This is a genomic window from Amycolatopsis sp. NBC_00348 (genome assembly GCF_036114655.1).
GTDB lineage: Bacteria > Actinomycetota > Actinomycetes > Mycobacteriales > Pseudonocardiaceae > Amycolatopsis.
Window position 1 is genome coordinate 3849362 of record NZ_CP107994.1, and the last position, 25643, is coordinate 3875004.

The following is a 25643-nucleotide window of genomic DNA, read 5'->3' on the forward strand; positions in this document are numbered from 1 at the left end:
AGGGGATGCGCCGAAAAGGCGCCGATCCTCACCTTCGAAGAAACTGTATTTCGGCCGAACTGCGAGTGTCAATCACGGGAAACGCCGTACTCATCGGGAAGCGGAGAACCCACGGGCGCGGTTGTCACCGCGGGAAGGATTTTCCGTGCCCGGAATACCGTCAGGGCCACGGCCGCCCCGGCGAGTTCGAGACCGGCCGCGACCAGCAGCCCGGCCGTGTAGCCGCCGGCCAGCGCCGGTCCGGCCGCGACGCCCGCGTCGAGCCGGGCGGCGCGCACGGCCGTCAGCACCGCGCCGACGAGCGCGACCCCGAGGGCGCTGGACAGCTCCCGGGACGCCGTGAGCAGGCCGGACGCGGTCCCGGCGTGCCGTTCGGCCACGACTTCCAGCGCGTGCGAGGTCAACGGCGTGGTCAGGGCCGAGCCGGCGCCGATCAGCAGCAACCCTGGCGCGCGGGGCAGCACTTCGGGGATGTGGTTGACCAGCGCGACGGCGAGCAGCCCGAGGGCGACGACGACGAGCCCGGCAGCGACCGTCCGATGCGGCCCGAACCGCGTCACGGCCCACGGCACCAAGGGTGTGGCGGCCATGATCGCGACCGCCACCAGGATCAGCGGGAGCCCGGCCTGGACCGGGCTCAGCCCGAGGGATTCCTGGTGCAGCAACGGGGTGAAGAAGAAGACGCCCGAGACACCCAGGCCCCACAGCAGCTGCACGGCGAGCGCGCCGACGAACACGCGCTGCCCGGTCAGGTCCGGCGAGACCAGGCGTTCGCGGGCGCGCCGCTCGCGGACGGCGAACCAGCCGAGGAACCCGAGCCCGCCCGCGGCGAGCACCGACGGGAGCACGTCGCCGGTGCGCGTGTCGTCACCGAACTCGACCAGGGCCACGGTGAGCAGGACGAGCCCGGCCGTCACCAGCGTCATCGATCCGATCGCCGGCCGGCCGCCGCCCGGGCCGCGGCGGGCGCCGGCCGTCACCGGCAGCAGGGCCAGCATCACCGCGACGAACGGCAGGTTGACGAAGAAGATCCAGCCCCAGCCGAGGTATTCGCTGAGCAGCCCGCCCAGCGTCGGGCCGAGCGCCAGCGCGATCGCCAGGCTGGCCGTCCAGATCGTGGCGCCGACGGCCCGCCCGCGCGCGTCCAGGTTGGTCCGGAGCAGGCTCAGCAGGCCGGGCACCAGGAACGCGGCCGCCAGGCCCTGCAGCACCCGCGCGCCGACGAGCACCCACGCGGACCCGGCCAGGCCGCCGATCGCCGCGCCGAGCCCGAACGCGAGCAGCCCGGCGGACAGCGTCAGCCGCTGGCCCCAGCGGTCGACGAGCGTGCCCGCGACCAGCAGCAGGCTCGCGAACGGGAGCATGTACCCGATGCTGACCCACTGCAGGGCCGAGAGGTCCAGCGCCAGGTCGCGCGCGATGGACGGCACCCCGGCCGCGACGATGTTGTTGTCCAGGGTGGTGACGAACGCGCCGAGCGCCACCACGACCAGCGTCGGCGCCTTCCGGCCGCCCACGACGACCACCTCCAGATCTCTCGGGGAACGTCGGCGGGTCTACCGCGGCTCGTCGTGAGTGGTAATGAGGGTTAGAACCCGCATTACCACTCACGACCAGCTGCGGCAGGGCACCCGCTGGAACCCGGCGAGGTTGCCGGGCGCCGTGCTAGGCGGATTCGCTTGCCGTGTCCTCGTCGAGGAAGTCCTCCTCGAGCTGTTCCGGGCTGTAGTCGAGGTCGATGGACGCGACCGGCGTCCCGCGCGCGGCTTCGATCGCGCGCAGGCGGCGCATCGCGTGGTCGGCGGCGTACTCCATGACGCCGTCCATGCGCAGGTCGAACGGGTCGCCGTCGAGCCGGGCGGTGGTCCACTCGATCTGCGCGATGGCGTGCGGCAGCAGGGCCTGCATCTCGTCCTGCACGATCTGCCAGTTGCGGTCGTCGGCCGCGACGTGGCGGCGGCAGGTGAACGTGCCCCACGCCATGTGCCGGCGTTCGTCGTCGCCGATGCGACGGATCAGCTCCTGCATGCCGGGCAGGATCCCGTGCGTGCGGCAGGCCCGGTTCCAGACGAAGTACCCGGTCAGCGCGAGCACGCCTTCGACGACGTGGTTGTAGACGACGGACGCGCGAATCTGGTTGGCGGGACTGGGATCCTCGCGCAGCCGGCCGAGCGCGGTGGGCAGCGCGTCGTAGAAGATCGCGCGGTAGCCCGGGTTGTCCTCGACGTGCTCGTGCAGGTTGCCGGTGACGCCCACGGCGTCGAGCCAGAGCCGGAAAACCTGCGTGTGCTTGGCTTCCTCGAAGCAGAACTGCGTCAGGTACATCTCGTCGGCGAACCGGCCCTCGGCACCCATCGCGGCGAGGAACGGCTGGATGTCGTGGGTGACGGCCTCTTCGCCGCCGGCGAACTGCGCGCACAGCATGGTCGCCGCGAAGCGCTGCTCGTCCGACAGCGCCGCCCAGTCGACGGCGTCCTGGGTGAAGTCCAGGTCGGCGGGGTTCCAGAACTTCGCGTTGCCCTTGGCGAACAGCCGCAACGGCAGGACGTCCCAGTTGAGGCCGCCCGCACGCAGGGCCGTGAACTCCTCGCGGGTGCCGGGCATGGTTCCGGTCACGGCGTCACTCCAGTCTTCCGCACGGGTACGTCCAGCCACGACGGGTCGGCCGCCGTCGAGACGAAGCCCAGCCGGCCGTCGCCGGTGTTCCAGTCGAGGAACAGCGGGTCCTTCGAGTCGACGACCAAGGCGAGGTGGTGGCCGGCGGCGAGGGTGTAGGCCGTCGGCGAGAAGGCCAGGTCGACGGGCTGCGGCCGCCCCGGCGTCGCGTGTTTCCAGCTGTAGGGCAGGTAGTTCACGAGGCTGCCGGTGCCGAGCGGGTCGACGTCGTAGACGTAGGCGACGACGGTCCCGACGGTGGCCGGCGGCACGACCGTGAGGTGCGCGCGCAGCGAGCCGCGGAGCTGGGTGACGGCCTTGACCGGCGGCTGGCTCCAGACCGCGCCGCTGCCCCGGTCGACCTGCCAGAGGAACGCCGTCGGCGGGTTCCCGCTCAGTGCCTCCAGGCTGTAGGTGGCCAGCGGGATGCCGCCGTTGGCCACGGTGTCGCGGTTCGCCGCGATGCTGCCGCTCCAGGCCGCGGGCGTGGCCTGCAGCGTGTCGCGGCCGAGGTAGGACCGCGACGGCGGGGCGAGGACGCTCGGCCAGTCCGCGTGGTACTCCGGGCGCTGCGTCCCGGGGCGAGCCCGGGTGACGACCGGCGGTTCGGTCTCGATCGACGTGTCGGTGCCGGCGACGTGCGCGTCGAACCAGCGGTAGACCGACGTCCAGGTGTCGCTGGGCAGGCCGAGCAGGCCGCCGGACTCGGACGCGGCGTGGTCGCCCGGCACGAACTCGGCCCGCTTCGGCCCGGTGAGCCGCTGGTAGAGGTCAGCCATCTGGCCGGGCTGGAAGACCGTCTCGCTCCAGGTCTGGATGGCCAGCACGGCCGGATGGTTGGCGTTGATCCGGTCCACGTAGGACGACGGCGAGCGCGGCCGGGACCAGTCGATCACGGCCTGGGAGTCGGCGTCGGAGATCGCCGGCTCCAGGAACTTGGTCAGCATCGTGTCGGTCTCGGGGCTGAGCGTGCCGTTGGCCTTGCCCGACAGGTAGAGCACGAGCCCGGCGAGGCCGTGCCGGGTGTCGTTCTGGGTCAGCGAAGCGACCAGGTCGGCCCAGCCGCTCAGCGAGGCGACGGCCTTGATCCGCGCGTCGAACCCGGCCGCGATCAGGCCGATCCCGGCGCCGTAGGACACCCCGCCGACGCCGATCCGGGCCGGGTCGGCGGCCGTGTGGGCCAGCGTCCAGTCGATGACCGTGGAGACGTCGGTGATGTCGTCGGGCCCGGCGACCTCGACCGCGCCCCCGGATTCGCCGAACCCGCGGGCGCCGTAGGAGATCACCACGTAACCGCGGTTGGCCAGGTCACGCGCGGGGATGACGTTCTGCGTGCGGCCGCCGCCCCAGGCGCCGATGAGCACGGCGAGCGGGTGCGGCCCGGGCGACGACGGCTGCATCACCATGGCGCCGAGGGTGATGCCCCCGGCCGCGGGCACGTCGGCGAAACTGGTGGCGAATCCTTCGGTCGTCGCGACGCCCGGAAAAACGGCGGCGGTCACGGCGATGACCATGGCGGCCGCACCGGCGCGAATCATTTCGGCGGTCTCCTTTCACCGGGTTGTTTCCGGAAACTAACAACGCGCCGGAATGGAATCAACGGTCGGTGGGTGTCAAGACTTCGCGGTTGTCATCCGGCACCGGAATTGCAGCGGAACGGTGCTCACGCGGACGCAACCGGCGCGGGAACCACCAGTTCGCGGCCCCGAGCCGGACCATCACCGCGGGGACCAGCAGGCAGCGGATCAGCACGGCGTCCAGCAGCACGGCGGCCGTCAGCCCGACGCCTGCTTCACGCACCACCCGCGCGTCCACGAAGGCGAACGAGACGAACACCAGCGCCATGATCACCGCGGCCGCGGTGATGGTCCGCCCGGTCGAGACGATCCCCTCGACGATCGCGGTCCGCGTGTCCGCGCCGCGACGCCACTCCTCCTGGATCCGCGCGATGAGGAAGACCTCGTAGTCCATCGACAGCCCGAACAGCCCCGCGAAGAGGAACACCGGCAGGTACGGCTCGATGGGCGCGCCGAACACCCACACGACCACGCCGGTGGTCGCCGCGGCGGTGAGCAGGTTCATCACCGCGGCGGTCAGCGGGATGAGCACACTGCGGAACACCCACGCGAGCACCAGCACCGAGATGCCCACGACGCTGAGCAGGAACAGCGGCAGCCGGCCGGTGATCGCGGCGGAGAAGTCGGCCTGGGTGGCCACGACGCCGCCGAGGTGGACGTCCGGGCCGCCGGCCGTGCGGATCCACGCGAGCAGGTCGGTGGTGGCCGGGTCGTCGGGCGCGGTCCGCGGCACCACCGTCAACACCGCGACGGGCCCGGGCAGGTAGTCGGGCGGACCGACGTCGGCCCGGGTCAGCAGGGTGTCGCGCAAGGTCGTGACGGCCGCTCGATCGGTGTCCGTGGTGACGTGGCGGACGACCAGCACGGGGCCGTTGGCGCCGGGCCCGAAGCCGTCCTCCAGGAGTTCCGCGGCGACCTTCGTGACGCTGCCCGGCGGGTCCAGCCCGGCGCCCGGGACGCCGAGCCGCAGGCCCGTCATCGGGAGCGAGAGCACGGCGATGACCAGCACCGCCGCCACCGCGTACGGCGCCGGACGCGACGTCACCGAGCGCGCCGCCCGCGGCCACAGCCCGCCCGCGCCGGCCGGGCGGACGCGCATCCGGCGGCCGAGCAGGCGCAGCAACGCGGGGAACAACGTCACCGCGGCGACCATCGTCAGGAGCACGGAAACCGTGGCGGCGACGGCGATCCCGTCGAGGAACGCCATCCCGACGGTGAGCATGCCGGACAGGGACACGCACACCGTCACCCCGGCGAAGACCACGCTCCGGCACGACGTCGCCGCGGCGGCCGCGAGGGCCTGTTCGGCGGCCAGGCCGTCCTGGATCCCTTGCCGGTAGCGGGTGAGCACGAACAGCGCGTAGTCCACGCCGACGCCGAGCCCGAGCAGCGCGGCGATCTCGGTACTGATCTTCGGCACGGTCATGACGTGCGACAGCAGCGCGACGACCGCGAGCGCGCAGCCGACCGACGCCGACGCCGTCAGGACCGGGAGCAGCACGCACGTCAGCGAGCCGAAAGCCAGCAGCAGCACCAGTGCGGCCGCGACCAGCCCGATCCCGGCGTTGCCGAGGTCGGGCGCGGCGGCGGTCATCGAGGCCAGCTGACCGGACGCCCCGGCGGTCACACCCGCCTCGCGCACGACGTCGGCGAAGTCGTCGGCCGCCGCCTGCCCCAGCGTCTCGGCGTCGGCGTCGAACCGGACGTCCAGCACGGCGACGCGGTGATCGGCCGACACCGGCCCGGGATCGACCGAGACGACGTGCGGCAGGCTCCGCAGCCGGCCCGTGAGCACGTCGACCCCGGCGCTGTCGGCGGGTCGCACGACCACGCGTTCCCGGTCGCCGCCCGCGCCGCGCAGGAGGTCCGCCGCCACGGAGCTGTCCGCCGCGGGCAGGGCGACGGTGTCGCGGTAGGCGACGCCGGTGTGCTGCGCGGCGAACAGGAGCCCGCCGAGGGCGAGCAGCCAGCAGGCGAGCACCCACGGCGCCCGCCGGAAGCACCACGCCACGAGCGCCGTCATCCTGTCCTCCCCGGTCGTGAGCAGCGGAAACAGCTGATCACGCTAACAACCGCGGCGCGGGCGAAGATACCGTCCGGCTTCACAAATCGGCTCGGCAAACCCCGTCCGGGCGTGAGTGTTCGCCGCCCCCGCGGCGTTGTCGGACGTTGACAAGTTCTCCGTGCCGGTTGTTCGCGATGCGACAGAACGTCACCCGCACGCAAGATCAACGGTTGCCAAATCGGACCTCGTATGAGTACATGGCGTGCGCGGTTGATGTCGGAGCGTCAGCCGCGACGTGAGTGCACGCGGCAGATCGCGGACTTCACCGGGGAAGTCGCAGCCGTCGTGCGGCAAGGGGTGGCAGTGACGCGGACGACCGGAGACCGGGTGGTCTCGAACGACGTGACACACCTGGTCCCGTCACCTCGGAGTGCGGGCCAGGCCCGCCGGCTCTGGTGCTCGCTGCCGACCGAGATCGCGCGGCGGTTCCGGCCGCACGCCGATCCCGTCGCGCGGCGGATCCTCGAAGAGATCCAGCGGGCCGTGCCCGAGTACGCGAAGCCGCTCGAAGGCGAGTTCGGCAAGGTGATCGTCCAGGCGATCGAGCAGGCCGTCGTCAGCTGCATCGACAGCATCGAGGACCAGGGCGCCGCCCAGGACGACTGGGCGAAGCTGTTCACCGAGGTCGGCAAGCGCGTCCACCACGACGGCGGCAGCCTGAACTCGCTGCAGGCCGCCTACCGCGCGGGCGGCCGGGCCGCCTGGCGCTACATCTCCCAATTCGGCCAGGTCCACCGCCTCCCCGCGTCGATCCTCTGCGTCGGCGCGGAGGCCATCTTCGCTTACGTGGACGAGATTTCGTCCTACTCGGTCGAGGGGTACACCCTGGCCCAGGCGCGGGCGACCGGGACGCTGGAGCGCCGCCGGAGACGGTTGCTGGACCTGCTCCTGGCCACCCCGGCCTCGGCACCGGCCACGGTGGCGACGATGGCCAAAGCCGCGAAGTGGGAGATCCCGGAGTGGATCACCGTCATCGCGCTCGAACCGCGGGACGAGCACCAGCTGCCGCCGACGCCCCAGGTGCCGGACGACGTGCTGCTCGACCTCGAAGGCAGCGAACCCTGCCTGCTGACCCCGAACCCGGACCGCGACCTGCGCGCCCTCGAAGCCCGGCTGCCCGGCTGGCGGGCGGCGGTCGGCCCCCGCGTCCGGCCGCCCGACGCGGCGACGTCGCGGCACTGGGCCCGCAGGACCCTCGAACTCGTCCGGGAGGGGCTCGTCGAAGACCGGGCCGTGACCCACTGCGGGGACCACCTCTCGACGCTTTGGCTGCTGCTGGACCGCTTCCTGCTCGACCGGCTGTCGGACAAGGTGCTCGCCCCGTTCGCGGGCCTCACGGTCAAGCAGCAGCTCCGGCTGGCCGAGACGTTGCTGAGCTGGCTGGAGCACAACGGGAACACCCCGGACATCGCCCAGGCGCTCGGCATCCACCCGCAGACCGTGCGCTACCGCGTCGGCCAGCTGACGGGCCTGTTCGGCGACCGGCTCGCGGACCCGCTGCACCGGCTGGAGCTGCAGATGGCGCTGCGGGCCCACCAGCTCCTCGGCACCCGGCCGCCGGAGGCGTCCGCCGACGACGAGTGACCGGTCCGTCGCAAGTGGACGGTGGCGGAGTTCAGCCGCCGACGTGGATACCGGGCCGGCGGGCGGGATCGGCCTCGCTGGTCCGCAGGATCTCCCGGACGACCGGGGCGGTGTCGCCGCGGCCGAGGATCAGGTAGCGGAACAGGTGCCCGAGCGGGTTTCCCTCCGACCACTCGAAGTGGCACTGCGGCCGCACGCCCGTCGCGTCCCGCAGCGCCAGCAGCACCGCGGCGATCGCGTTGGGCGCCGCCGGGCTGTCCGCGCGCAGGACCCGGTAGCCGTCGACCTCCACGCCCCGCACCTGCAGCACGTTGCTGAACTCCGACGGGTCGACGACGTCGATCTCGAGGAAGAGCGCGGCCGCCGTGCCGGGCAACGGGTTCATGCTCCGCTGCTCGGCTTCCTTCGCGGAGTACTCGGCGAGATCACCGCCCTGGCGGTGGTTGGCGATGATGTGCAACGCGCCGTCGTCGGCCAGCGACTCGGTCACGAACCGGCGGGCCGGCTCGTCGAACTCGATGCGCTCGGCCCGCAGCTCGGTCGTGCGCGACACCCGCGAAATCAGGGACACCACGATGATGCCGAGGATGAACAACGCCGAGATGGCCAGGCCGTCCGGCTTCTCGATGACGTTCTCGACCAGCGCGTAGAGCAACACGAGCGTCAGCACCGCGAAGCCGATGGTGCCGGCGTGCTGCTTGCGGCGGATCGAGGAGATCGTCACCGCGACCGCGCCGGAGACCATCATGGCGAGGATCCCGGTGGCGTAGGCGCCGGCCTGGGCGTTGACGTCGGCACCGAACGCGACGGTGATCAGGACGCTGATCACGGTGTAGACGAGCACCACGGGCCGGACCGCGCGGCCCCACTCCGGCGCCATGCCGTAGGAGGGCAGGTACCGCGGCACGATGTTGATCAGGCCGGCCATCGCCGACGCCCCGGCGAACCAGAGGATCAGCACGCTGCTGACGTCGTAGACGGTGCCGAACGCCTCGCCGAGCTCCTGGTGCGCGAGGTAGGCCATGGCACGGCCGTTGGCTTCCCCGCCGTCCTTGAACTTGTCCGCGGGGATCAGGACGGTGGTGATGAAGCTCGTGGCGATCAGGTAGACCGACATGATCAGCGCCGCGACCGTGAGCAGCTTGCGGGTGTTGCGGATGCGCGACTCGAGCCGCTGCTCGTCGGTCTTCCCCTCGGCCGCGACCAGCGGCATCATGCTGACCCCGGTCTCGAAGCCGGACATCCCGAGCACGAGCAGCGGGAACGCGACGACGGCCGGCCCCACGATGCCGCCGAAGCCGCCGCCGCCCGAGGTGAGCGCGTCCGACCACCGCGACAACGCGGCCGCGTCCGAGAACAGGTCGACGCCGGCCACGACCACGACGACGGCGTTGAGCAGCAGGAAGACGGCCACGAGCGGGATGGCCACGCCGACCGCCTCGCTGAAGCCCAGCAGGAAGACGCCGCCGAGGATGAGCAGCAGGACGACCGTGATCAGCACGGCGTGGCCGTGCAGGAACCCGGGCAGGTACGGGTTTTCGAGCAGGTGGACCGACGCGTCCGCCGAGGACAGGGTGATCGTGATGATCCACGACGTCGCCACGAACCCCAGCAGCACCAGCACGAAGACCTTGCCCCGCCAGAACGGCAGCAGGTCCTCCAGCATCGCCACCGACCCCTGCCCGCGCGGGCTTTCGCGGGCGACGCGCCGGTACATCGGCAGCATCCCCAGCAGCGTCAGCGCGACGATGAGCAACGTCGCGAGCGGCGACAGCGCGCCGGCGGCGAGCGCGGCGATGCCCGGCAGGTAGGAGAGGGTGGAGAAGTAGTCGACGCCGGTGAGGCACATGACCTTCCACCACGCCTGCGGCGTCGCGTGGTCCTCGGCCGCCTCCGGGCCCGCCGGCGCGACCCGGTGCTCCAGGAGCCACCGCACGGTCCGCCCGGACGGCGGTTTCGCCGTCACGGGACTTTCGACGACGGCCGGGACCACGAACTCTGGTGCGGTGCTCAAGCTACGACTCCCCGATCGGCGGCGTGCACTCCCGGGCGCAACAATGCCGGACCGGCGCAGGGGCGCTCTGCCCGGCCCCTCCCGCACCGATCACCCGCGGCCGGCCGGGTCAGCGCGGCGGGTACCCCGCGGCGCCCGGCGTCGGGCGGCCGCACCAGACCGCCGTCGGCTTGACGATCGCGAGGGTCAGCGTCGCGGCCGCCGGGATCAGGACCATCAGCAGGCCGGCGATCGGGCCGCCGAGGTACATGCTGCCGATGCCGGCGCCGAAGTGCATGAGACCGACCGCGTCCAGCACGAACGACACGACGGTCACCAGGATGGCGAGCCCGCTGCCGATGATGGTGAGCAGCCGGCCGATCGGCTTGCGCGCGAACAGGAGGATGCCGCCGCCGAGCAGCGTCCCCGCGAGCACCACGTCCAGCAGCAGATAGACGATGATCAACCAGTACCCGAACCCGATGCTCGCCAGCCCGATGACGCTGCCGATCACGCCGACGAGGTACAGCAGCCCGCCGAGCACCGCGAGCACGCCCGCGATGATCGCCGTGGCGCCGTTCGGCTTCGGGGGCGGCATCCCGTAGGGCGACTGCGGGTACGGCGGCGGGTAGCCCGGCTGACCGGGGTACTGCTGCGCGGGAAACCCGCCTGAAGGGGCCGGGTACGGCTGGCCCGGGTACGGCTGCTGTCCGGGGTAGGGCCCCTGCGGCGGGCCGGGGTGCTGCGGGTAGGTCATGGCGTCCTCGGTCTCGGCTGACCGCCCCCCAACGGTGCGCCACCTCGCTGCGGCGGCTACGGCCGAGGTCAGCCTCTCACGCGCGCCTTCGCCGCGGCGGACGAACCGTGAGACTCCTCGCGCTTCCCGTACGTTCGACACCGGGTGGTTCCCCACGACTGAGGACGGCACATGGACCTGGATCTTCGCGGCAGGCGCGCGCTGGTGACCGGCGCGTCGAAGGGCATCGGGGCGGCGATCGCCGAGGCGCTGGCCGGCGAGGGCTGCCACCTGCACCTGGCGGCCCGGAGCGCGGACGCGCTGGAGGCCCGCGCGCACGACCTGCGCGAGGCGTACGGCGTCGAGGCCACGGTGCACGTCGTGGACCTGCGCGTGGCCGCCGACCTCGAGCGGCTCGCCGCGGCCACGACCGACGCCGGCATCCTGGTGAACAACGCGGGCGACATCCCCGCCGGCTCGCTCGACCAGGTCGGCCCCGAGCAGTGGCGGCACGCCTGGGACCTCAAGGTCTTCGGCTACGTCGACCTCACCCGGCTCGTCTACGCGCGGCTGCGCGAAGCCGGTCACGGCGTGATCGTCAACGTGATCGGCACCGGCGGGGAGCGTCCCACGGCCGGCTACATCGCGGGCGGCGCGGGCAACGCCGCGTTGATGGCCTTCACGCGAGCCCTGGGCGGCGTCGGCCCGCGCGACGGCGTCCGCGTGGTCGGCGTGAACCCGGGCCCGGTCGCCACCGAGCGGATCACGGCGATGCGCGCGGCCAACGCGGACGTCGACGCGAGCTTCGCGGCACTGCCCTCGGGCCGGGTCGCCGAACCGCGGGAGGTCGCGGACCTGGTGACGTTCCTGGCATCCGACCGCGCCGGCTACATCAGCGGCACCATCGTCACCATCGACGGCGGCCGCGCGGCGGCCGGCTGACCGTCACTCCGGCCGGACCGCGGGCCGCGATCGTCGGGCAGCTCGATCCCGGGAACGACACCCGTGGGGTCGAACACCGTCCGCTCCACCTCGTCCTGGTCCTCGTGCGGGGCGAGCAGGCGCAGGGTCCCGGCGGTCACCGTCTCGCGACCGGCCGGCGCGCGCTCACGTCGTCGGTCGGATCCTCGGGCGCGCCCAGCGTGAAGACCAGGCTCCACGAGTAGCGGAACGCCCGCCGCGTGCCGTCGGGGGCGACGAGGAAGTAGGCGTGCAGGCCGTTGAACCGCGTCGTCGCGAAGCCGGCCGGTGGCTTGAGGCCCTGCCCCCGCGATGACCGGCGCGCCAGTTCACCGCCGCGGCGCCAGCCCCCGCACGAGGCTGTGCACGGTCCCGGTCACGACGGCGTCCGGCGACCGGTCCGCGATCATGCCGCCGGTGATGATCGACGCGAGCCCCTGCAGCGTGGCGAGCACGGCCATGGCGACCCGGTCGGGGTCGTCGCCGACGATCTCGCCGCGGTCCCGCGCGCCGTCGATGAGGGCGACGGGTGCCGCGAAGGTCCGGTCGTTGGCCGCCTGCAGCTCCGGACGCGCCGGATCGTCCTTGTGGGCGAACACGAGCGCGAGCAGGGCCGGGCACCGGGTGGCGAACCCGACGTAGACCCGCGCGAACGTGGTCAGGCGCTGTTCGAAGCCGCCGCTCGCCCGGCCGAGCCCATCGTCCAGCTCGGTGCCGAGGCGTTCCAGGCCCCGCAGCACGAGCGCGTCCAGCAGGGCCTTCTTGTCGGCGAAGTGCTGCCGCGGCGCACTGTGGCTGACGCCGAGCTCGCGCGCGAGGCCGCGCAGCGACAACCCGGCCACGCCGGCCTCCTCGAGGGTGCGTTCGGCCAGGTCCAGCAGCTCGGAACGCAGGTTGCCATGGTGGTACGGCGGCGCGGTGTCGGCCATGCCGGGAGTGTAGTCAACGCCCACAATGTTGTCGTTGACAACATTGTGGACACTGCCTACATTGGCTGGAAAGCCTCGAATTCCGGGAGTCGCCATGTCCATCCGCTTCCACCACGTCAGCGTCTCTGTCGCCGACCTCGACGCGCAGCGGCGCTGGTACGCCGGCGCACTGGGCTTCACCGAGGTCGTCGAGGAGTTCGAGGTACCCGAAGCCGGTGTCCGCACGGCCGTCCTGCAGACCCCGGGCGGCGTCCGGATCGAGCTGATCGCGCGCGCGGGCTCCGCGCGTGCGGAGACGTTCACCGACCCGATGGACGTCCTGCGCGCCCAGGGTTACGGCCATTGGGCCCTCGAAGTCGACGACCTCGACGACGCGTTCGCCGGTTTGACGAGCGCGGGCGCGGAACCGGTGTGGCCGCCGGCCGACGCGGTCCGGCCCGGTGCCCGGTTCGGCTACGTCAAGGACCCGGAAGGCAACCTGATCGAGCTGATCCAGCCGGCCGCGTCCTGAGTCGTCAGTCGCGGTAGTTGCTCAGCTCGACGAGGTTCCCGTCCGGATCCCGCAGGTACACGCTGGTGATCGGGCCGGTCGCGCCGGTCCGCTCGACCGGGCCCTCCTCGATCGCGATCCCGGCGGCGGTCAGCTGCGCGACGACGTCGGCCACCGGGTCGTCCACGATGAGGCAGATGTCGGCACTGCCCGGAACGGCCCCGGAGCGCCTTGGGCTCGAATTCGTGGCCCGCCTCGTGCAGGTTGATCTTGCCGCCGCCGAACGCGAGCGCAGTGCGGCCGTCGCCGAAGGTGACGACCTCCATGCCGAGGTGGGCGCCGTAGAACTCCACCGTCGCGTCGATGTCGGCCACCGTCAGCACGAAGTGATCGAGCCGGTTGACGTGCATGAAGTGTTCCTCTCGTCAGGTCACTCCGGGGCCGGGCCGGTGAGGATCCGGCTGATCACCGGGGCGGCCCAGGCGGTGAGCCGGGCGGGTGACATGGCCGTCCCCGGCGTCTCCAGGACGTAGCGCGTGGTGGCGATCCCCAGCAGGAACGAGCCCAGCAGCGCGGCCCGCTCGCCCGCGTGGTCCGGGGCGGCCTTGGCGAACGCCGGCGCGACCTGCGCGCTGAACAGCTCCCGCAGCTTGCCGGCGGCTTCGGGGCTGGTCATCGCCGCGCGCAGCAGCGCGAGGAACGTGCTGTCGTGGTCCCAGACGGCCAGGAACCGGGGCAGGATCTCGGCGCCCAGGTCGGCCGGCGCGACGCCGGCGAGGTCCGGCAGGTCGAGCGTGAAGTCGGCGGCGGCGGTGAACAGGCCCTGCTTGCTGCCGAAGTAGCGGAGCACCATGGCCGGGTCGACGCCGACGTCGGCCGCGACCATCCGCAGCGTCGTGCGCTCGTAGCCGTCCGCCGCGAACCGTTCCCGCGCGGCCGACAGGATCTCGGCCCGGGTGGCCTGGGCGTTGCGGCTTCGCGGGGGTGCCATGGGACGAGGATAAGTCACCCACCGTTGACTTGCTCGCCCGGACCGGCTTACCCTCGATAAGTCAACGCTCGGTGACTTGAGAGGCAGTGGTGACATGGACCAGGAACGTCCCGTGCTCGTCGTCGGCGCCGGGCCGACCGGGCTGACCGCCGCGATGGAGCTGGCGCGCCTCGGCGTGCGCGTCCGGATCGTCGACCGGGCGCCCGCGCCGTCGGCGACGTCGAAAGCACTGGCCATCCAGGCCCGGACCCTCGAACTGCTGCGGCCCCGCGGCGTCGGCGAGGACATGCTCCGCAGGGGGCAGCGAGCCTCGGGGACCGCGATCTACGGGCGCGGCCGGAAGCTGGCGACCGTCGAGCTGGACCGGATTCCCGGGCGCTACAACCACATCCTGCTGCTCCCCCAGGCCGAGACCGAAGAGCTGCTGGCCGAGCGGGTCCGCGCGCACGGTGTGGAGATCGAGCGCGGCGTCGAGCTGCTCTCCTTCGAGCACGACGCGCACGGCGTCCGCGCGGTGCTGAAGGACGGCGACGGCGGCCACGAGACGGTGCACGCCGCGTACCTGATCGGCGCGGACGGCGCGCACAGCGCCGTCCGGCACGCCCTCGACCTGCCGTTCAAGGGCCGCGCGATGGCGCAGCGGTACCTGCTGGCCGACCTGTACCTCGACGGCGACGTCCCGGAGGACCAGCTTTCGATCTTCCTCGCCCGGGACGGTTTCGTCGCGGTCTTCCCGATGGCCGGGAGCCGGTTCCGGTTCATCTCCACCGATCCCGGCCCCGGCACCGACGATGACGTGCCGGAACTGCCCGCGTTGCAGGACATCTGGGACCACGTCGCGCCGCTGCCGGCGCGGCTGCGCGACCCGAACTGGCTCTCCCACTTCCGGATCAACAGCCGGCACGTGCCCGCGTTGCGCGCCGGCCGGGTGTTCCTCGGCGGCGACGCCGCGCACGTGCACAGCCCCGCGGGCGGGCAGGGGATGAACACCGGCATCCAGGACATGATCAACCTGTCGTGGAAGCTGGCGCTGGTGCACCGGGGCTTGGCCGCGCCGGCGCTGCTCGACACCTACCAGACCGACCGCGTCCCGGTGATCGCCAAGCTGGTCCGCGCGACCGAGACGGCGACGAAGGTGTGGAACTCCACCAATCCCCTGGTGCACCGGATGGTCACGACGATGGCCCCGATCGCGCTGAGCCGGGATTTCGTGCAGGACAAGGCGACCGCGATCCTCGGGGAAACCACGGCGAGCTACCGCAAGAGCCCGATCGCCGCCGGGGCCGGCCGGCTGGGCCCGCTGCGGGCCGGCGACCGGGTGCCCGACGTCGACGTCGTGGCCGAGGGCGGCGTCCGGCGGCTCTACGACTTGCTCGACCTGACCAAGCTCACCGTGCTCACGACCGGACCGGCCGTCGAGCTTCTCCTTCCATGGCAACGGGTCTTCACCCTCCACAACGGCCGGATCGCGGCCGCGCAGCCCGGCTTGGTCGGCGGCGACGCGCGGGTCGCGGCGGAGCTGGCGGCGACGCCCGGCGTCCTGGTGATCCGGCCCGACGGCTACCTCGCCGCCGCCGGTACCGATCCGGCGCCGGTGACTTCGTGGCTGGGCAAGTGGTTCCCCGTGAACGGAGAAGGCCGATGACCGTGCTGCCCGAGCCGGACGCCGATGAGACCGGGCCCTACACCCATCTCGGCTTCGCCACGGCCAAGCCGGGGTGCGCGGACCGGGTCGAGGAGCTGATCCTCGGGCTGGTCGAGCCGTTGCGGGCGGAGGAGGGCGCGCTCGAGTTCCACGTCCACCGGGATCGGGCCGACCGGGACACCTTCGTGATCTACGAGATGTTCCGGTCGAAGACCGACCTGGACAAGCACCTGGCCCAGCCGTACACGCAGGAGTTCATCCGGGCGGTCGGGCCGTACGTCACCGGGCCGCTGCGGCAGCAGTTCCTGCGGATGTCGAGCCCGCTGCCTACAGCAGACGCCGCTGGATGACGTCCGCGATGACCGTCGCCACCAGCTGGTCGACCTCCCCGGCCGGCGGCGGCCCACCGCGGCGGCCGGCGAACAGCAGGTGCCCGGCCCCGATCAGCGACAGCGCGACGTTCTCGACGTCGGCGTCCGCGGCGATGCGGCCCAATGCGCGTTCCTCCGTGAGGTAGGCCGCGAACATCCCGCGGGCTTCGGCGAGCACCGGCACCCCGTGGGGCAGGCCGGAGCGGCGCAGGCGGGTGCGGACCTCGTCGCGGAAGAACACCAGGCTGACCATCGCCAACGCGATCGGGTCGAGCAGCTCCGTCAACGCGGCGGCGAGGTTTCCCGCGACCGTGCCCGTGCCGGCCGCGGCGCGCAGCGACCCGGCCTGGTCGTCGACCCGAATGATGCGTTCGTGGACGAGTTCGGCCAGGAACTCGTCGAAGTCGGCGAAGTGCCGGTGCAGCACACCCTTCGCGCAGTCGGCCTCCGTGGTGACCGATCGGCTGGTCAGCGCGCTCGGCCCGTCCCGGAGCAGGACGCGTTCGGCGGCGTCGAACAGCTGCCGCCGCGCGTCGCGGATGTGCACTCCGGTCGGCACCCGGCCGTCCTCCCTTGCCCGTGTGGGCAAGTGCCCACTATGGTGGGCGCATGCCCACTTCCCCTTCGGAACAGCCCTATTCTGCCGGAACCGCGCCCCATCGGGCCCGGCGGATCGCGGAGTCGTTCGGGGTCGATCCCGGACGTTACGACCGCGCCCGCCCGCCGTATCCCGCCGCGCTGATCGAGCGGATCCTCGCGGCCGGGCCCGGCCGCGACGTCCTGGACGTCGGCTGCGGAACCGGCATCGAGGCCCGGCAGTTCCTGGCGGCCGGCTGCCGCGTCCTCGGCGTCGACCCCGACGCGCGGATGGCCGGGTTCGCTCGCGAGACCGGCGTCGACGTCAAGGTCGCGACCTTCGAGGCCTGGGACCCCGCCGGCCGGACGTTCGACGCCGTCGTCGCGGGCCAGGCGTGGCACTGGGTGGACCCCGTCGCCGGCGCGGCCAAGGCCGTGGAAGTGCTCCGACCGGGCGGCCGGCTGGCCGTCTTCGGGCACGTCTACGACATGCCGCCCGGCGTCGCGGAGGTCTACGCGGCGGCGCTGAAACGCGTCGCCCCCGACTCCCCCATGAGCGTCGCGGGCCACGACCGCTCCGCGTTGGACATCTACCAAACGATGTTCGCCGCGGCCGCCGACGGCATGCGTCAGGTGCCGGGCCTCGGCGAGCCGGAACAGTGGCGGTTCGACTGGGAACAGCCGTACACGCGCGACGAGTGGCTCGACCTGCTGCCCACCACCGGCGTGCTGACGCGGCTCCCGGCCGGCCAGGTCGCCGACGTCCTGGCCGACGTCGGCGCGGCCGTCGACAAGATCGGCGGCCGGTTCACCTTGCCGTACACGACGCTGGCGGCCGTCGCCCCGCGCGCCGGCTGAGTCATCCCCGCAGCCGGCTCAGGCCGCGCTCCAGCCGCACCACGGCAACGGCCCCGGCGACGACGGCCAGCCCGCCGAGGACCGCGGCCGCGCGGAAGACGTCACCGGAGTGCCCTTCGACGGCGCCGCGCAGCATCGTCATCGCCCAGTAACCGGGCGAGATCGGCGCGATCGTGTGTGCCCAGCCCGGCAGCATCGTGGCGGGGATCAACGCGCCGCCGAGCGAGGAGACGACCAGCGAGCCGACGTCGCAGACCGCCGACAGCTCGCCGTGGCTGCGCACGAGCGTCGCCACCGCGGTGCCGACGGCCAGCAGCGTCAGGCTCCAGACGAGCACCGCGAACCCGAGCAGCACCGGCGACGCGGGCGCGGGCATGCCCACGACGTAGTGCCCGAACACCAGCAGCAGAGCCTGCTGCGCCACCAGGACGGTGAACACGGGCACCGCCTTGCCCGCCAGCAGTTCCACCGCCGTCGCCGGGGTGGCGCGCAGCCGGTCCCACGTGTGCCACGTCCGTTCCGACAGCAGCGCGGTGCCCACAATGGACAGTGCGAGGACGGTGAACATCACCAGCAGGCCGAGCACGGCCTGGGTGGCGCCGTCGGCGATCGACGCGGCGAAGAGCGGCTTGAACACCAGCATCAGCACCATCGGCATCACCGCGTAACTGATCAGGTGACCGGGATCGCGCAGCCGCAGCACCGCGTTGTGGTGCACCAGCACCGAAAACCTACTCATGCGCCACCGCCCGGTAGAGGTCGTCGAGGGTCGGCCGGCGCAGCTCGACGTCGCGGACGTGCGCGGACGTCGTCGCCAGCACACCCGCCAGCGCCGCCCCGGGATCGGTGGCGGCGACGCGGATCTCGCCGTCGTCGGTGCTGAGCAGGATCTCGCCGGGCAGCCCGCCGAGCAGGTCCGCGGCGGTGCCGCGGGCGATCACCCGGCCGCCCTTGGCGACCGCGAGGGTCGCGCCCAGTTCGGTGAGCTCGGGCAGGTAGTGGGTGGTGTAGACGACCGCCGCGCCGTCGGCGGCCGCGGCGCGGACGGCGGCGAGCAGGGCGGCCCGGGTCTGCGGGTCGACGCCCGCGGTGGGTTCGTCGAGCAGCAGCAGGCGCGGCCGGTGCAACATCGCTGTCGCCGCCTGCGTGCGCCGTTGCTGACCACCCGACAGCACGCCGACCCGCCGGTGCAGGAACGCCGTGAGCAGCAACGCGTCGGCGATCCGGTCGATCGCCTCGGCCAGCGCGCGGCGGCGCAGCCCGGCCAGCCCGCCGAAGAGCCGGAGCGTCTCGGCGACGGTGACGTCGGGGTAGAGCGCGGGCTCCTGCGGCGCGAAGCCGAGCAGGGCCCGGGCCGCTTTCGGCGCCCGGCCGACGATCCGCACCTCACCGGCGTCCGGCGTGGCCAGGCCGGCCACCAGCCGGGCGAACGTCGTCTTGCCGGCGCCGTTGTGGCCGACCAGGCCGACCACCTCGCCGGGCTCGGCGCGCAGCGTGAACCCGGCCAACGCGCGGGTCGCGCCGTAGTGCTTCACCAGATCGGTGACTTCGAGCATCCCCCACCTCCAGTCTACGGTGTAGACCGGCAATCTACACCGTAGACTGACCCGGTGCGCAAGATGAAAACCGAGCGGCGCGACGAGATCGTCGACGCGGCGATGGCCCTGGCCCGGGAGAAGGGGCTCGGCGCGGTGTCGATGCGGGCCGTCGCCGGGCGGCTCGAGCTGACGCCGATGGCCCTCTACGGCTACTTCCGCAGCAAGGACGACCTGCTCGACGCGATCGTCGGCCGGCTGCTCGGCCTGCTCCCGGAGCCCGACCCGGCCGCGCCGCCGCTCGAGCGGCTCAGCCTGCTCGCGGGCGGTGTGCGTGTCCTCGCCAAGGAACACCCCGCCGTGGTGACCCTGCTCTTCACCCGGCCGTCGGTCACCGAAGACGCCGTCGTCGCGGTCGACCGGATCTACCAGGCGCTGCTGGACGCGGGCGTCCCCGACGCCCACGTCGCCCGCCTCGAACGGCTGCTGACCACGTTCGTGCTGGGGTTCGTCATCTCCGAGACCCAGGGCCGGTTTTCCGACGGCAACCGGGACATGCGCTCACGCCGCGCGTTGCTCGGCCCGGCGGAACTGCCCGCCCACCACCGCCTCGGCCCGCTGCTCGACCCCCAGGTCGACTGGGACACCGAGTTCGACACCGACCTCGCCGACCTCGTCACGGTGATCGAGCGGGTCGCCGGCCGCTGACGCTCAGTCCAGGCAGAACTCGTTGCCTTCGACGTCCTGCATATTGATGCACGATTCGTTGAAGCCGTCGGCCAGCAGCACCCGCTCCTGGACCGCGCCGAGCGCGACCAGCCGCGCACTCTCGGCCTGGAGGGCGGCGAGCCGCTCGTCCCCCACGAGCCCGGTGCCGACGCGGACGTCGAGGTGCACCCGGTTCTTGACGGCCTTGCCTTCGGGGACACGCTGGAAGAACAAACGCGGGCCTTCGCCGGTGGGATCGACGCACGCGAACGCCGAGCCCTGACGCTCGGGCGACAGGGTGCGGTCGAAGTCGTCCCAGGTGTCGAACCCCTTCGGCGGCGGCGGGAGGACGTACCCCAGCACCTCGCACCAGAACCGGGCGACGCGCTCGGGATCCGCGCAGTCGAAGGTGATCTGTACCTGCCTGACCGAACTCATCGGCCCACCCTAACCGGATCGGCATGTCGACACCCGCTGGTTTAGCTGCCCAGCTGGCCGGCCAGGTCCGCGAGGCCCTCGGCGTGGAGGTCGAACCGATCCGAGGACGCCGGCGGGTCACCGACGGGCCGGGCGACGTACGCGGTCCGCAGGCCGGCCTGCTGCGCGCCGCGCAGATCCCACGCGTGCGCCGCCACCATCAGCAGCCGCTCCGGCGGACTGCCGGACACCGCGACCGCCAGCCGGTACACCGCCGGGTCCGGCTTGTAGGCCCGCGCGTCCTCGGCGGAAAGCGCCTGGTGCCACCGCAACCCCGCGTGGGCGTTGAGCGCCAGCAGCGCCGTGCGACTGGCGTTCGACAGCCCGATCAGCGGGAACCGGCCGGCGAGCCGCGCGAGACCGTCGACGGTGTCCGGCCACGCGGGGAGCCGCCGGGCCGACAAGGCGAGTGCGGCCGGGTCGGCGATCCCCGCGGCCTCGGCGACGACCTGGGCGGCTTCGCGGTCGAGGACGTCGCTGACGACGTACGGCCGCTCGCCGTCGGCGATGCGCCGCTGCTCGGCCTCGATGTGGTCCTGCCACCGCCGCACGAGGTCGTCGACCACCGGATCCGCGAGCGCGGGCCCGGACTCGCGGATGCCGGCGCGGATCCCGGCGGGTTCGTCGACGAGCGTGCCGAGCACGTCGAACACCACGGCGTCGAACTCGAAAGCCGGCATCGTTGTCCTTTCGGCGGGCCGAACGGACAACCTAGCTCAGGACAGGTCGACGACGATCTTGCCGCGCACCCCGCCCCGCTCCAGCGCACCGTGGGCGGCAGCGATGTCGGCCAACGGGAACACCCGGTCGACCTGGGGGCGGATCGCCCCCGCCGCGACCCAGCGGCCCAGCTCGGCCAGCAGCGGCGTGGTCGGGTTGCCGCTGAAGAAGCGGACCCACCTGCGCCGGCGCAGCGCGTTCGCCGCGATGTAGCCCAGGGAGCGGACCGGGCGCCCGGGCTCGAACGCGATCGTGACCATCCGGCCCCGCGGCGTCAGCAAGCGGCGGAAGGCGGGCAGCTCGGTGCCGACCGTGTCGAGGACGACGTCGAAGCGGCCCAGCTTTCCGGGCGCGCGGTAGTCGATCGCTTCGTCGGCGCCCAGCTCCCGCGCCAGGTCCAGGTTGCCCGCGCTCGCCAGGCCGGTGACGCGCGCGCCCATCGCCTTGCCGAGCTGGACGGCGATGTAGCCGACGCCGCCGGTCGCGCCGCGGACCAGCAGCCGCTCGCCGGGCGCGAGCGCGGCCAGGTCGCGCAACGCCGTGATCGCCGTGGTCCCGACGGCCAGCGCGACCGCCTCCACGGCGTCGAGCCCGGCCGGGACGTGGTCCAGCCGGTCGGCCGGCAGGGCGACGTACTCCGCGGCCGATCCCAGCCGCCGGCCCAGCACGCCCCAGACCCGGTCGCCCGCCGCGAACCGGCTGGTCCCCGGCTCGACGACCTCGCCGGCCAGGTCGACCCCGACGCCCTTCGGGAACTTCGTGCCGGTGAACGGCCGCAGTTTCCCCGCGCGCACGGTGGATTCGCCTCCGTTGACCGACACCGCGCGCACCCGGACCAGGACCTCGCCGGGACGCGGCCGGGGCAGCGGCGCCGTGGTCACGGACAGGACCTCAGGCGGTCCGTAGCGGTCGTAGGTCGCGAGCCGCATCGAAGTGGATAGCATTCTCCACTTCTAACACGGGAACCGGCCGCAGCACGCGAAGTGAGAAGAGCGCCGGTGGGATCACCCCGCTTCGACGCCAGGCGGCAGGAACCCGTGCTCCGACAGGTCGAACCAGTTCCCCTCGGGATCGATCGCCCGGTACTCGGCGAACGGGCGGTCGCCGCCGCGCAGGACGGGCCGCGGCACGCCGGCCGCGGCGAGGCGGTCGGCGACCGGCGGGACGTCGGCGACCTGGAAGCCGAAGTGGTTGAAGCCGGTCGCGACGTCGCCGTCCAGCCGCTGCTGGATGAGCGCCAGGTTGAGGTACCCGTCGGTGACGAAGCGGCTGCCGTCGGGGTCGGTGTGGAACAGGTCCATGCCGAACTGCTCGCAGTAGAACGCGGCCATCCGTTCGGCGTCCTGGACGACGAACGCGAGGTGCCGCAGCCGGGGGCGGGTCATCGAGGGGGTCCCTTCGGGATCATGTTGTGGAAGGCGGCGATTTCGGGGGCGCCGGTGTGCCGGACCACGGCTTGGGCGTGCGTCACGACGCCGGCGGGAGCGATCTCCGACGTCGCGTGCACCAGTGACAGGCCAGGCGCGAGCCGGCGGATCAGCGTCACCGACGCCGCCAACGTCGTCCCGCGATAAGCCGTGGCGAAGAGCCGCGCGTGGCCCGATTCGACGGCGTCCCGCCCGGAAAGCGCTTCGCCGCGGACGTTCACGAAGTCGACGTCGGCGGCGAAGACCGAGGCGAACCGCGCGGCGTCACCGCGCGCCCACCCGGCCGTCATGGTGTGCCACAACGCGCGGATCTCCTCGTCCGTCACGCGGTCACCCCCGCCGACGCGAGCACGCGCAACGAGACGGGTGCGCAGTCGCCGTCCCACGCGGCCAGCGAGTAGTAGAACCCGCCGTGCTGCCGTTCCAGGTAGCAGACGACGTTCAGCGGCCAGCCCGCGCTGCGGAAGACGTACTCGTCCATCGGGGTCGGCCGGTCGCTCAGCGGGCGGTCGCGTTCGCACTCCGGGCCGAGCCGGTGCCAGTCCGGGTGCAGGTGGATCGAACCGAGGAGGTCGAGGCCGCGGTCGTCGCCGTCGCGGGAGATGCGGAGCAGGTCGGCGGGCGCGACCCACCACGCGCGCACGGCGTTCTCGTACGCCGAACCGAACCGCGGGACGATCGTCGTCGCGAACTCCGCCCGCGCGTTGGGATCGGTGGTGCGGGCGTTGCGGGCGAAGGCGATGTCCGACACCAGCAGCGCGTCCTCGGCGACCGTGCCCAGCAGCACGCCAAAGCAGGGTTTCGGCGTGTCGGGGGTGATGCAGGCGTACTCGACGGCCGCGGCGGCCAGGAACCGCCGGACGACGTCGTCCGAGACCAGGGCGGGGAGCGCCGTCTTTCCGCTCAGCGGAACACAAGCCAGTGCTGTCACGCGGAGGAACGTAACCGGGCCGCGGCGGGGGCGGCCATGATCGTCACGGGATCGGCCCTATTGCACCAGGCGATAATGTTTCGGGATGCGTCTGGAGATCCGGCACCTGGAACTCGTCGTCGAGGTGGCGGAAGCCGGCAGCCTGCGACGCGCCGCCGCGCGGCTGCACCTGAGCCAGCCAGCCGTGACGACGCAGCTCAAACGCATCGAGCAGTTCGTCGGCGGCGCGTTGTTCCTCCGCTCCCCCGAAGGCGTGGTGCCGACGCACACCGGCGCGGAACTGATCCGGGACGCGCGCAACCTGCTGCGCCAGTTCGACGCGCTGCAGCGCACCGCCCGCGTCAACGCCGCGAGCGAGTCCGGCGCGCCGGTGAAGGTGGGCGGGATCCCGGCGCAGCAGTTCAGCCTGCTGGTCAACGCCCTGACCGCGATGCTGCCCCGCCGCGAGGTGACCAGCCGCACGATCCGCGAAACCGGGACGCTCACGGCGTTGCTGCGCTCCGGCGAGCTGGATGTCGCGGTACTGCGCCAGTTTGCGGGGTTCCCGGTGAGCCCGCCCGACGGCGTCGAACACCGGTTGCTGGTGCGGGAGCCGTTCTTCATCGGCGTCTCACGGCGGCACCCGCTCGCCGAGCGCGGCGAGATCCAGCTGGCCGACCTCGCCGACGAGAAGTGGGTCATGCCCGACCCGGACGACAGCGGGATGAACGAGTACTTCGCCCGGGTCTGCGCGGCGGCCGGGTTCGAGCAGCGCATCGCGCACCTCACCACCGAGGCGCACGTCGCGTTCGCCCTCACCGCCGAGAACCGGGGCATCTGCCTGCTCTACCCGATCGGCACGGCCCGCGACGGGCTCGCGACGCTGTCGCTGGCCGGCACGCCGCTCTCGCGCGACCTGGTTCTCGCGTGGCGCAAGGACTCCCGGCTGGCGTCGCTCGTGGGCGAGGTGTGCGCCAAGATCGAGCACGACTACCTCACGCTCGTCGAGGCGTCACGGTTCTACCGGAAGTGGTGGCACGGCGGCGGTTCCGCGTTCGCCCTCCCGTGAGCCGCCGGTCGCCGTCAAGGGCGAACCGGACATCTCCCACCCCTTGGACGCGCGCGCCGCGTGCTGTCCAGTGCGCGTACCGGCGCCTACAGTCCTGCAGTCATGAGTTCCGATTCAGACCGCGAACCGGCGCCGCGCATCAGCGCCGACTGGGCCGCCGTGGCGGTCGCCGCCGTGCTGGTGTTGCTGGCCGCCTTCGGCTTGCTGCCGACGATCACCTTCCTGGTCAAATGACGACGCCGACCGACACCACCACCCGAAGCGGTGGGCTGACGGCGATCCCCGTCCTGCGCTACCTCCCCGGCCTGCTGCTGCTCGTCGCGGTCGGCATCGTGGGAACGCTGGCGCAGAACGGGGTGCGCAGCATCGGCAAGGCGACCGGCACCGCGCTGCCCGACCTCGAGTACGTGCTGTGGGCGATCATCCTCGGGCTGCTCATCCGCAACACCATCGGCGTCCCGGCCGTGTTCCGCCCGGGCGTCGCGACCTACGAGTTCTGGCTGAAGATCGGCATCGTGCTGCTCGGCGCCCGGTTCGTGCTGGGCGACCTGGCCAAGCTCGGCGGCCTGAGCCTCGGCCTGATCCTCGTCGACATGGCCGTCGCCACCACGGTGATCCTCCTGGTGGGCAAGGCGTTCAAGCTCGGCGGGAAGCTGTCGTCGCTGCTGGCCATCGGCACGTCCATCTGCGGCGTCTCGGCGATCATCGCGGGCCGGGGCTCCATCGACGCCGACGACGAGGACTCCGGTTACGCCATCGCCGCGATCCTCGCGCTGGGCGCCGTCGCGCTGTTCACCTTCCCGCTGATCGGGCACGCGCTGAACCTGACCGACACGCAGTTCGGGCTGTGGGCGGGCCTGGCCGTGGACAACACCGCGGAGACGACGGCCACCGGCGCGGCCTACTCGCCGCACGCCCAGGACGTCGCCGTCGCGGTGAAGAGCACCCGCAACGCGCTGATCGGCCTGGTCGTGCTCGGGTACGCGGCCTACTGGTCGACCCGGGGCGGCAAGGCCGTCGCGAGTGGACTGAAGGGCCGCGCCGGGTTCGTGTGGCGCACGTTCCCCAAGTTCGTGCTCGGCTTCATCGTGGTGTCCGCGCTGGCCACCGCGCACGTCTTCGCGAAGGCCGACGTCACCAGCCTCGGCAACCTGTCGAAGTGGGCGTTCCTGCTGTGCTTCGCCGGTGTGGGCCTGAACTTCGACTTCCGGGAGATGGCCCGCAGCGGCTTCCGCCCGCTCGTCGTCGCGGCGCTGGGCCTGGTCGTCGTGGCCGCGTGCTCGCTCGGGCTCGTGCTGCTGACGTCCCAGTGGTTCACGCTCTAGCCGGGTGACGGCCCCGGGGATCGCCCGGGGCCGTCCCACCGG

29 protein-coding genes and 1 pseudogene are annotated in these 25643 nt (G+C 72.6%); 10 read left to right on the forward strand and 20 right to left on the reverse strand.

All coding sequences use genetic code 11. From position 1 onward, the window contains the following. Positions 1-68: 68 nt before the first annotated feature. The 4 genes from OHS58_RS16465 to OHS58_RS16480 form a co-directional block, all read right to left on the reverse strand. Entirely contained in the window at positions 69-1517 is a 1449-nt protein-coding gene (locus OHS58_RS16465; RefSeq protein WP_328648865.1) for an MFS transporter, read from the reverse strand. Between the two features lie 148 nt (positions 1518-1665). Further along, positions 1666-2604: a R2-like ligand-binding oxidase gene (locus tag OHS58_RS16470; RefSeq protein WP_328649822.1), complete on the reverse strand. Its 939-nt coding sequence runs from the start codon at positions 2602-2604 to the stop codon at positions 1666-1668. Between the two features lie 8 nt (positions 2605-2612). Further along, on the reverse strand, positions 2613-4193 hold the full coding sequence (locus OHS58_RS16475; protein WP_328648866.1) for a CocE/NonD family hydrolase: 1581 nt from the start codon (positions 4191-4193) through the stop codon (positions 2613-2615). A 58-nt stretch (positions 4194-4251) separates the two neighbouring features. Next, on the reverse strand, positions 4252-6255 hold the full coding sequence (locus OHS58_RS16480; protein WP_328648867.1) for an MMPL family transporter: 2004 nt from the start codon (positions 6253-6255) through the stop codon (positions 4252-4254). Positions 6256-6624: 369 nt separating this feature from the next. Here OHS58_RS16480 and OHS58_RS16485 point away from each other — a divergent pair, with 369 nt between their 5' ends. After that, entirely contained in the window at positions 6625-7881 is a 1257-nt protein-coding gene (locus tag OHS58_RS16485) for a helix-turn-helix domain-containing protein (RefSeq protein WP_328649823.1), read from the forward strand. A gap of 31 nt (positions 7882-7912) precedes the next feature. On the opposite strand, the gene OHS58_RS16490 is transcribed toward OHS58_RS16485, so the two are convergent. Beyond that, positions 7913-9895 (reverse strand): amino acid transporter, encoded by a 1983-nt coding sequence (locus OHS58_RS16490; RefSeq protein WP_328648868.1) that lies wholly within the window; start codon positions 9893-9895, stop codon positions 7913-7915. Between the two features lie 109 nt (positions 9896-10004). Next, on the reverse strand, positions 10005-10631 hold the full coding sequence (locus OHS58_RS16495) for a hypothetical protein (protein WP_328648869.1): 627 nt from the start codon (positions 10629-10631) through the stop codon (positions 10005-10007). Positions 10632-10802: 171 nt separating this feature from the next. On the opposite strand from OHS58_RS16495, the gene OHS58_RS16500 reads away from it, so the two are divergent. Further along, on the forward strand, positions 10803-11552 hold the full coding sequence (locus OHS58_RS16500; RefSeq protein WP_328648870.1) for a short-chain dehydrogenase/reductase: 750 nt from the start codon (positions 10803-10805) through the stop codon (positions 11550-11552). Here OHS58_RS16500 and OHS58_RS16505 read toward each other — a convergent pair. After that, positions 11498-11692 carry a hypothetical protein gene (locus OHS58_RS16505; protein WP_328648871.1) on the reverse strand — a complete coding sequence of 65 codons (195 nt, stop codon included), beginning with the start codon at positions 11690-11692 and terminating at the stop codon, positions 11498-11500. The genes OHS58_RS16500 and OHS58_RS16505 overlap by 55 nt on opposite strands. 207 nt (positions 11693-11899) lie before the next feature. Next, positions 11900-12499, reverse strand: a complete 600-nt coding sequence (locus tag OHS58_RS16510; protein ID WP_328648872.1) for a TetR/AcrR family transcriptional regulator — start codon at positions 12497-12499, stop codon at positions 11900-11902. Between the two features lie 94 nt (positions 12500-12593). On the opposite strand from OHS58_RS16510, the gene OHS58_RS16515 reads away from it, so the two are divergent. After that, complete coding sequence (locus tag OHS58_RS16515) at positions 12594-13010, forward strand: VOC family protein (protein WP_328648873.1); 417 nt, start codon at positions 12594-12596, stop codon at positions 13008-13010. Positions 13011-13014: 4 nt separating this feature from the next. On the opposite strand, the gene OHS58_RS16520 is transcribed toward OHS58_RS16515, so the two are convergent. From OHS58_RS16520 to OHS58_RS16530, 3 genes and pseudogenes are all read right to left on the reverse strand, one after another. Further along, complete coding sequence (locus tag OHS58_RS16520) at positions 13015-13176, reverse strand: hypothetical protein (protein ID WP_328649989.1); 162 nt, start codon at positions 13174-13176, stop codon at positions 13015-13017. Between the two features lie 133 nt (positions 13177-13309). Further along, positions 13310-13399, reverse strand: a pseudogene (locus OHS58_RS16525) (VOC family protein); the annotation flags it as partial. A gap of 20 nt (positions 13400-13419) precedes the next feature. After that, the gene (locus OHS58_RS16530; RefSeq protein ID WP_328648874.1) at positions 13420-13980 is read right to left on the reverse strand and encodes a TetR/AcrR family transcriptional regulator; all 561 of its coding nucleotides are present in this window, start codon (positions 13978-13980) and stop codon (positions 13420-13422) included. 94 nt (positions 13981-14074) lie between these two features. Between OHS58_RS16530 and OHS58_RS16535 the strand changes: the two genes are divergently transcribed. Then, positions 14075-15625, forward strand: coding sequence for an FAD-dependent oxidoreductase (locus tag OHS58_RS16535; RefSeq protein ID WP_328648875.1), 1551 nt, complete (start codon positions 14075-14077; stop codon positions 15623-15625). After that, a complete protein-coding gene (locus OHS58_RS16540; protein ID WP_328648876.1) occupies positions 15622-15975 on the forward strand; it encodes a putative quinol monooxygenase in 354 nt (117 codons plus the stop codon). The genes OHS58_RS16535 and OHS58_RS16540 overlap by 4 nt, the downstream gene beginning before the upstream one ends. Here the strand turns inward: OHS58_RS16540 and OHS58_RS16545 are convergent. Then, complete coding sequence (locus OHS58_RS16545) at positions 15953-16555, reverse strand: TetR/AcrR family transcriptional regulator (RefSeq protein WP_328648877.1); 603 nt, start codon at positions 16553-16555, stop codon at positions 15953-15955. The two genes, OHS58_RS16540 and OHS58_RS16545, sit on opposite strands and share 23 nt — an antisense overlap. A 113-nt stretch (positions 16556-16668) precedes the next feature. Here OHS58_RS16545 and OHS58_RS16550 point away from each other — a divergent pair, with 113 nt between their 5' ends. Beyond that, positions 16669-17430, forward strand: coding sequence for a class I SAM-dependent methyltransferase (locus OHS58_RS16550; RefSeq protein ID WP_328649824.1), 762 nt, complete (start codon positions 16669-16671; stop codon positions 17428-17430). Between the two features lies 1 nt (position 17431). Here the strand turns inward: OHS58_RS16550 and OHS58_RS16555 are convergent, their stop codons facing one another. After that, a complete protein-coding gene (locus tag OHS58_RS16555) occupies positions 17432-18169 on the reverse strand; it encodes an ABC transporter permease (RefSeq protein ID WP_328648878.1) in 738 nt (245 codons plus the stop codon). After that, the gene (locus tag OHS58_RS16560) at positions 18162-18986 is read right to left on the reverse strand and encodes an ABC transporter ATP-binding protein (protein WP_328648879.1); all 825 of its coding nucleotides are present in this window, start codon (positions 18984-18986) and stop codon (positions 18162-18164) included. The genes OHS58_RS16555 and OHS58_RS16560 overlap by 8 nt, the downstream gene beginning before the upstream one ends. Before the next feature lie 63 nt (positions 18987-19049). Here OHS58_RS16560 and OHS58_RS16565 point away from each other — a divergent pair, with 63 nt between their 5' ends. Beyond that, positions 19050-19673 (forward strand): TetR/AcrR family transcriptional regulator, encoded by a 624-nt coding sequence (locus OHS58_RS16565; protein ID WP_328649825.1) that lies wholly within the window; start codon positions 19050-19052, stop codon positions 19671-19673. Between the two features lie 3 nt (positions 19674-19676). Here OHS58_RS16565 and OHS58_RS16570 read toward each other — a convergent pair whose 3' ends face one another. From OHS58_RS16570 to OHS58_RS16595, 6 genes are read right to left on the reverse strand one after another with little or no spacing between them, the layout of a single operon-like run. After that, positions 19677-20111 (reverse strand): VOC family protein, encoded by a 435-nt coding sequence (locus tag OHS58_RS16570; protein WP_328648880.1) that lies wholly within the window; start codon positions 20109-20111, stop codon positions 19677-19679. Between the two features lie 41 nt (positions 20112-20152). Continuing rightward, positions 20153-20830 carry a haloacid dehalogenase type II gene (locus tag OHS58_RS16575; protein ID WP_328648881.1) on the reverse strand — a complete coding sequence of 226 codons (678 nt, stop codon included), beginning with the start codon at positions 20828-20830 and terminating at the stop codon, positions 20153-20155. A 36-nt stretch (positions 20831-20866) separates the two neighbouring features. Further along, positions 20867-21814, reverse strand: coding sequence for an NAD(P)-dependent alcohol dehydrogenase (locus tag OHS58_RS16580; RefSeq protein WP_328648882.1), 948 nt, complete (start codon positions 21812-21814; stop codon positions 20867-20869). A 60-nt stretch (positions 21815-21874) separates the two neighbouring features. Next, entirely contained in the window at positions 21875-22255 is a 381-nt protein-coding gene (locus OHS58_RS16585; protein WP_328648883.1) for a VOC family protein, read from the reverse strand. Further along, on the reverse strand, positions 22252-22623 hold the full coding sequence (locus OHS58_RS16590) for an SgcJ/EcaC family oxidoreductase (RefSeq protein WP_328648884.1): 372 nt from the start codon (positions 22621-22623) through the stop codon (positions 22252-22254). The genes OHS58_RS16585 and OHS58_RS16590 overlap by 4 nt, the downstream gene beginning before the upstream one ends. Further along, on the reverse strand, positions 22620-23228 hold the full coding sequence (locus OHS58_RS16595) for a hypothetical protein (protein ID WP_328648885.1): 609 nt from the start codon (positions 23226-23228) through the stop codon (positions 22620-22622). Before OHS58_RS16595 ends, OHS58_RS16590 begins: the two co-directional genes overlap by 4 nt. An 85-nt stretch (positions 23229-23313) precedes the next feature. Here OHS58_RS16595 and OHS58_RS16600 point away from each other — a divergent pair, with 85 nt between their 5' ends. From OHS58_RS16600 to OHS58_RS16610, 3 genes are all read left to right on the forward strand, one after another. After that, positions 23314-24276, forward strand: coding sequence for a LysR family transcriptional regulator (locus tag OHS58_RS16600; RefSeq protein ID WP_328648886.1), 963 nt, complete (start codon positions 23314-23316; stop codon positions 24274-24276). 102 nt (positions 24277-24378) lie between these two features. Then, a complete protein-coding gene (locus OHS58_RS16605) occupies positions 24379-24510 on the forward strand; it encodes a hypothetical protein (RefSeq protein ID WP_326948963.1) in 132 nt (43 codons plus the stop codon). Continuing rightward, entirely contained in the window at positions 24507-25601 is a 1095-nt protein-coding gene (locus OHS58_RS16610; protein ID WP_328648887.1) for a YeiH family protein, read from the forward strand. Before OHS58_RS16605 ends, OHS58_RS16610 begins: the two co-directional genes overlap by 4 nt. The last annotated feature ends 42 nt before the right edge of the window (positions 25602-25643 follow it).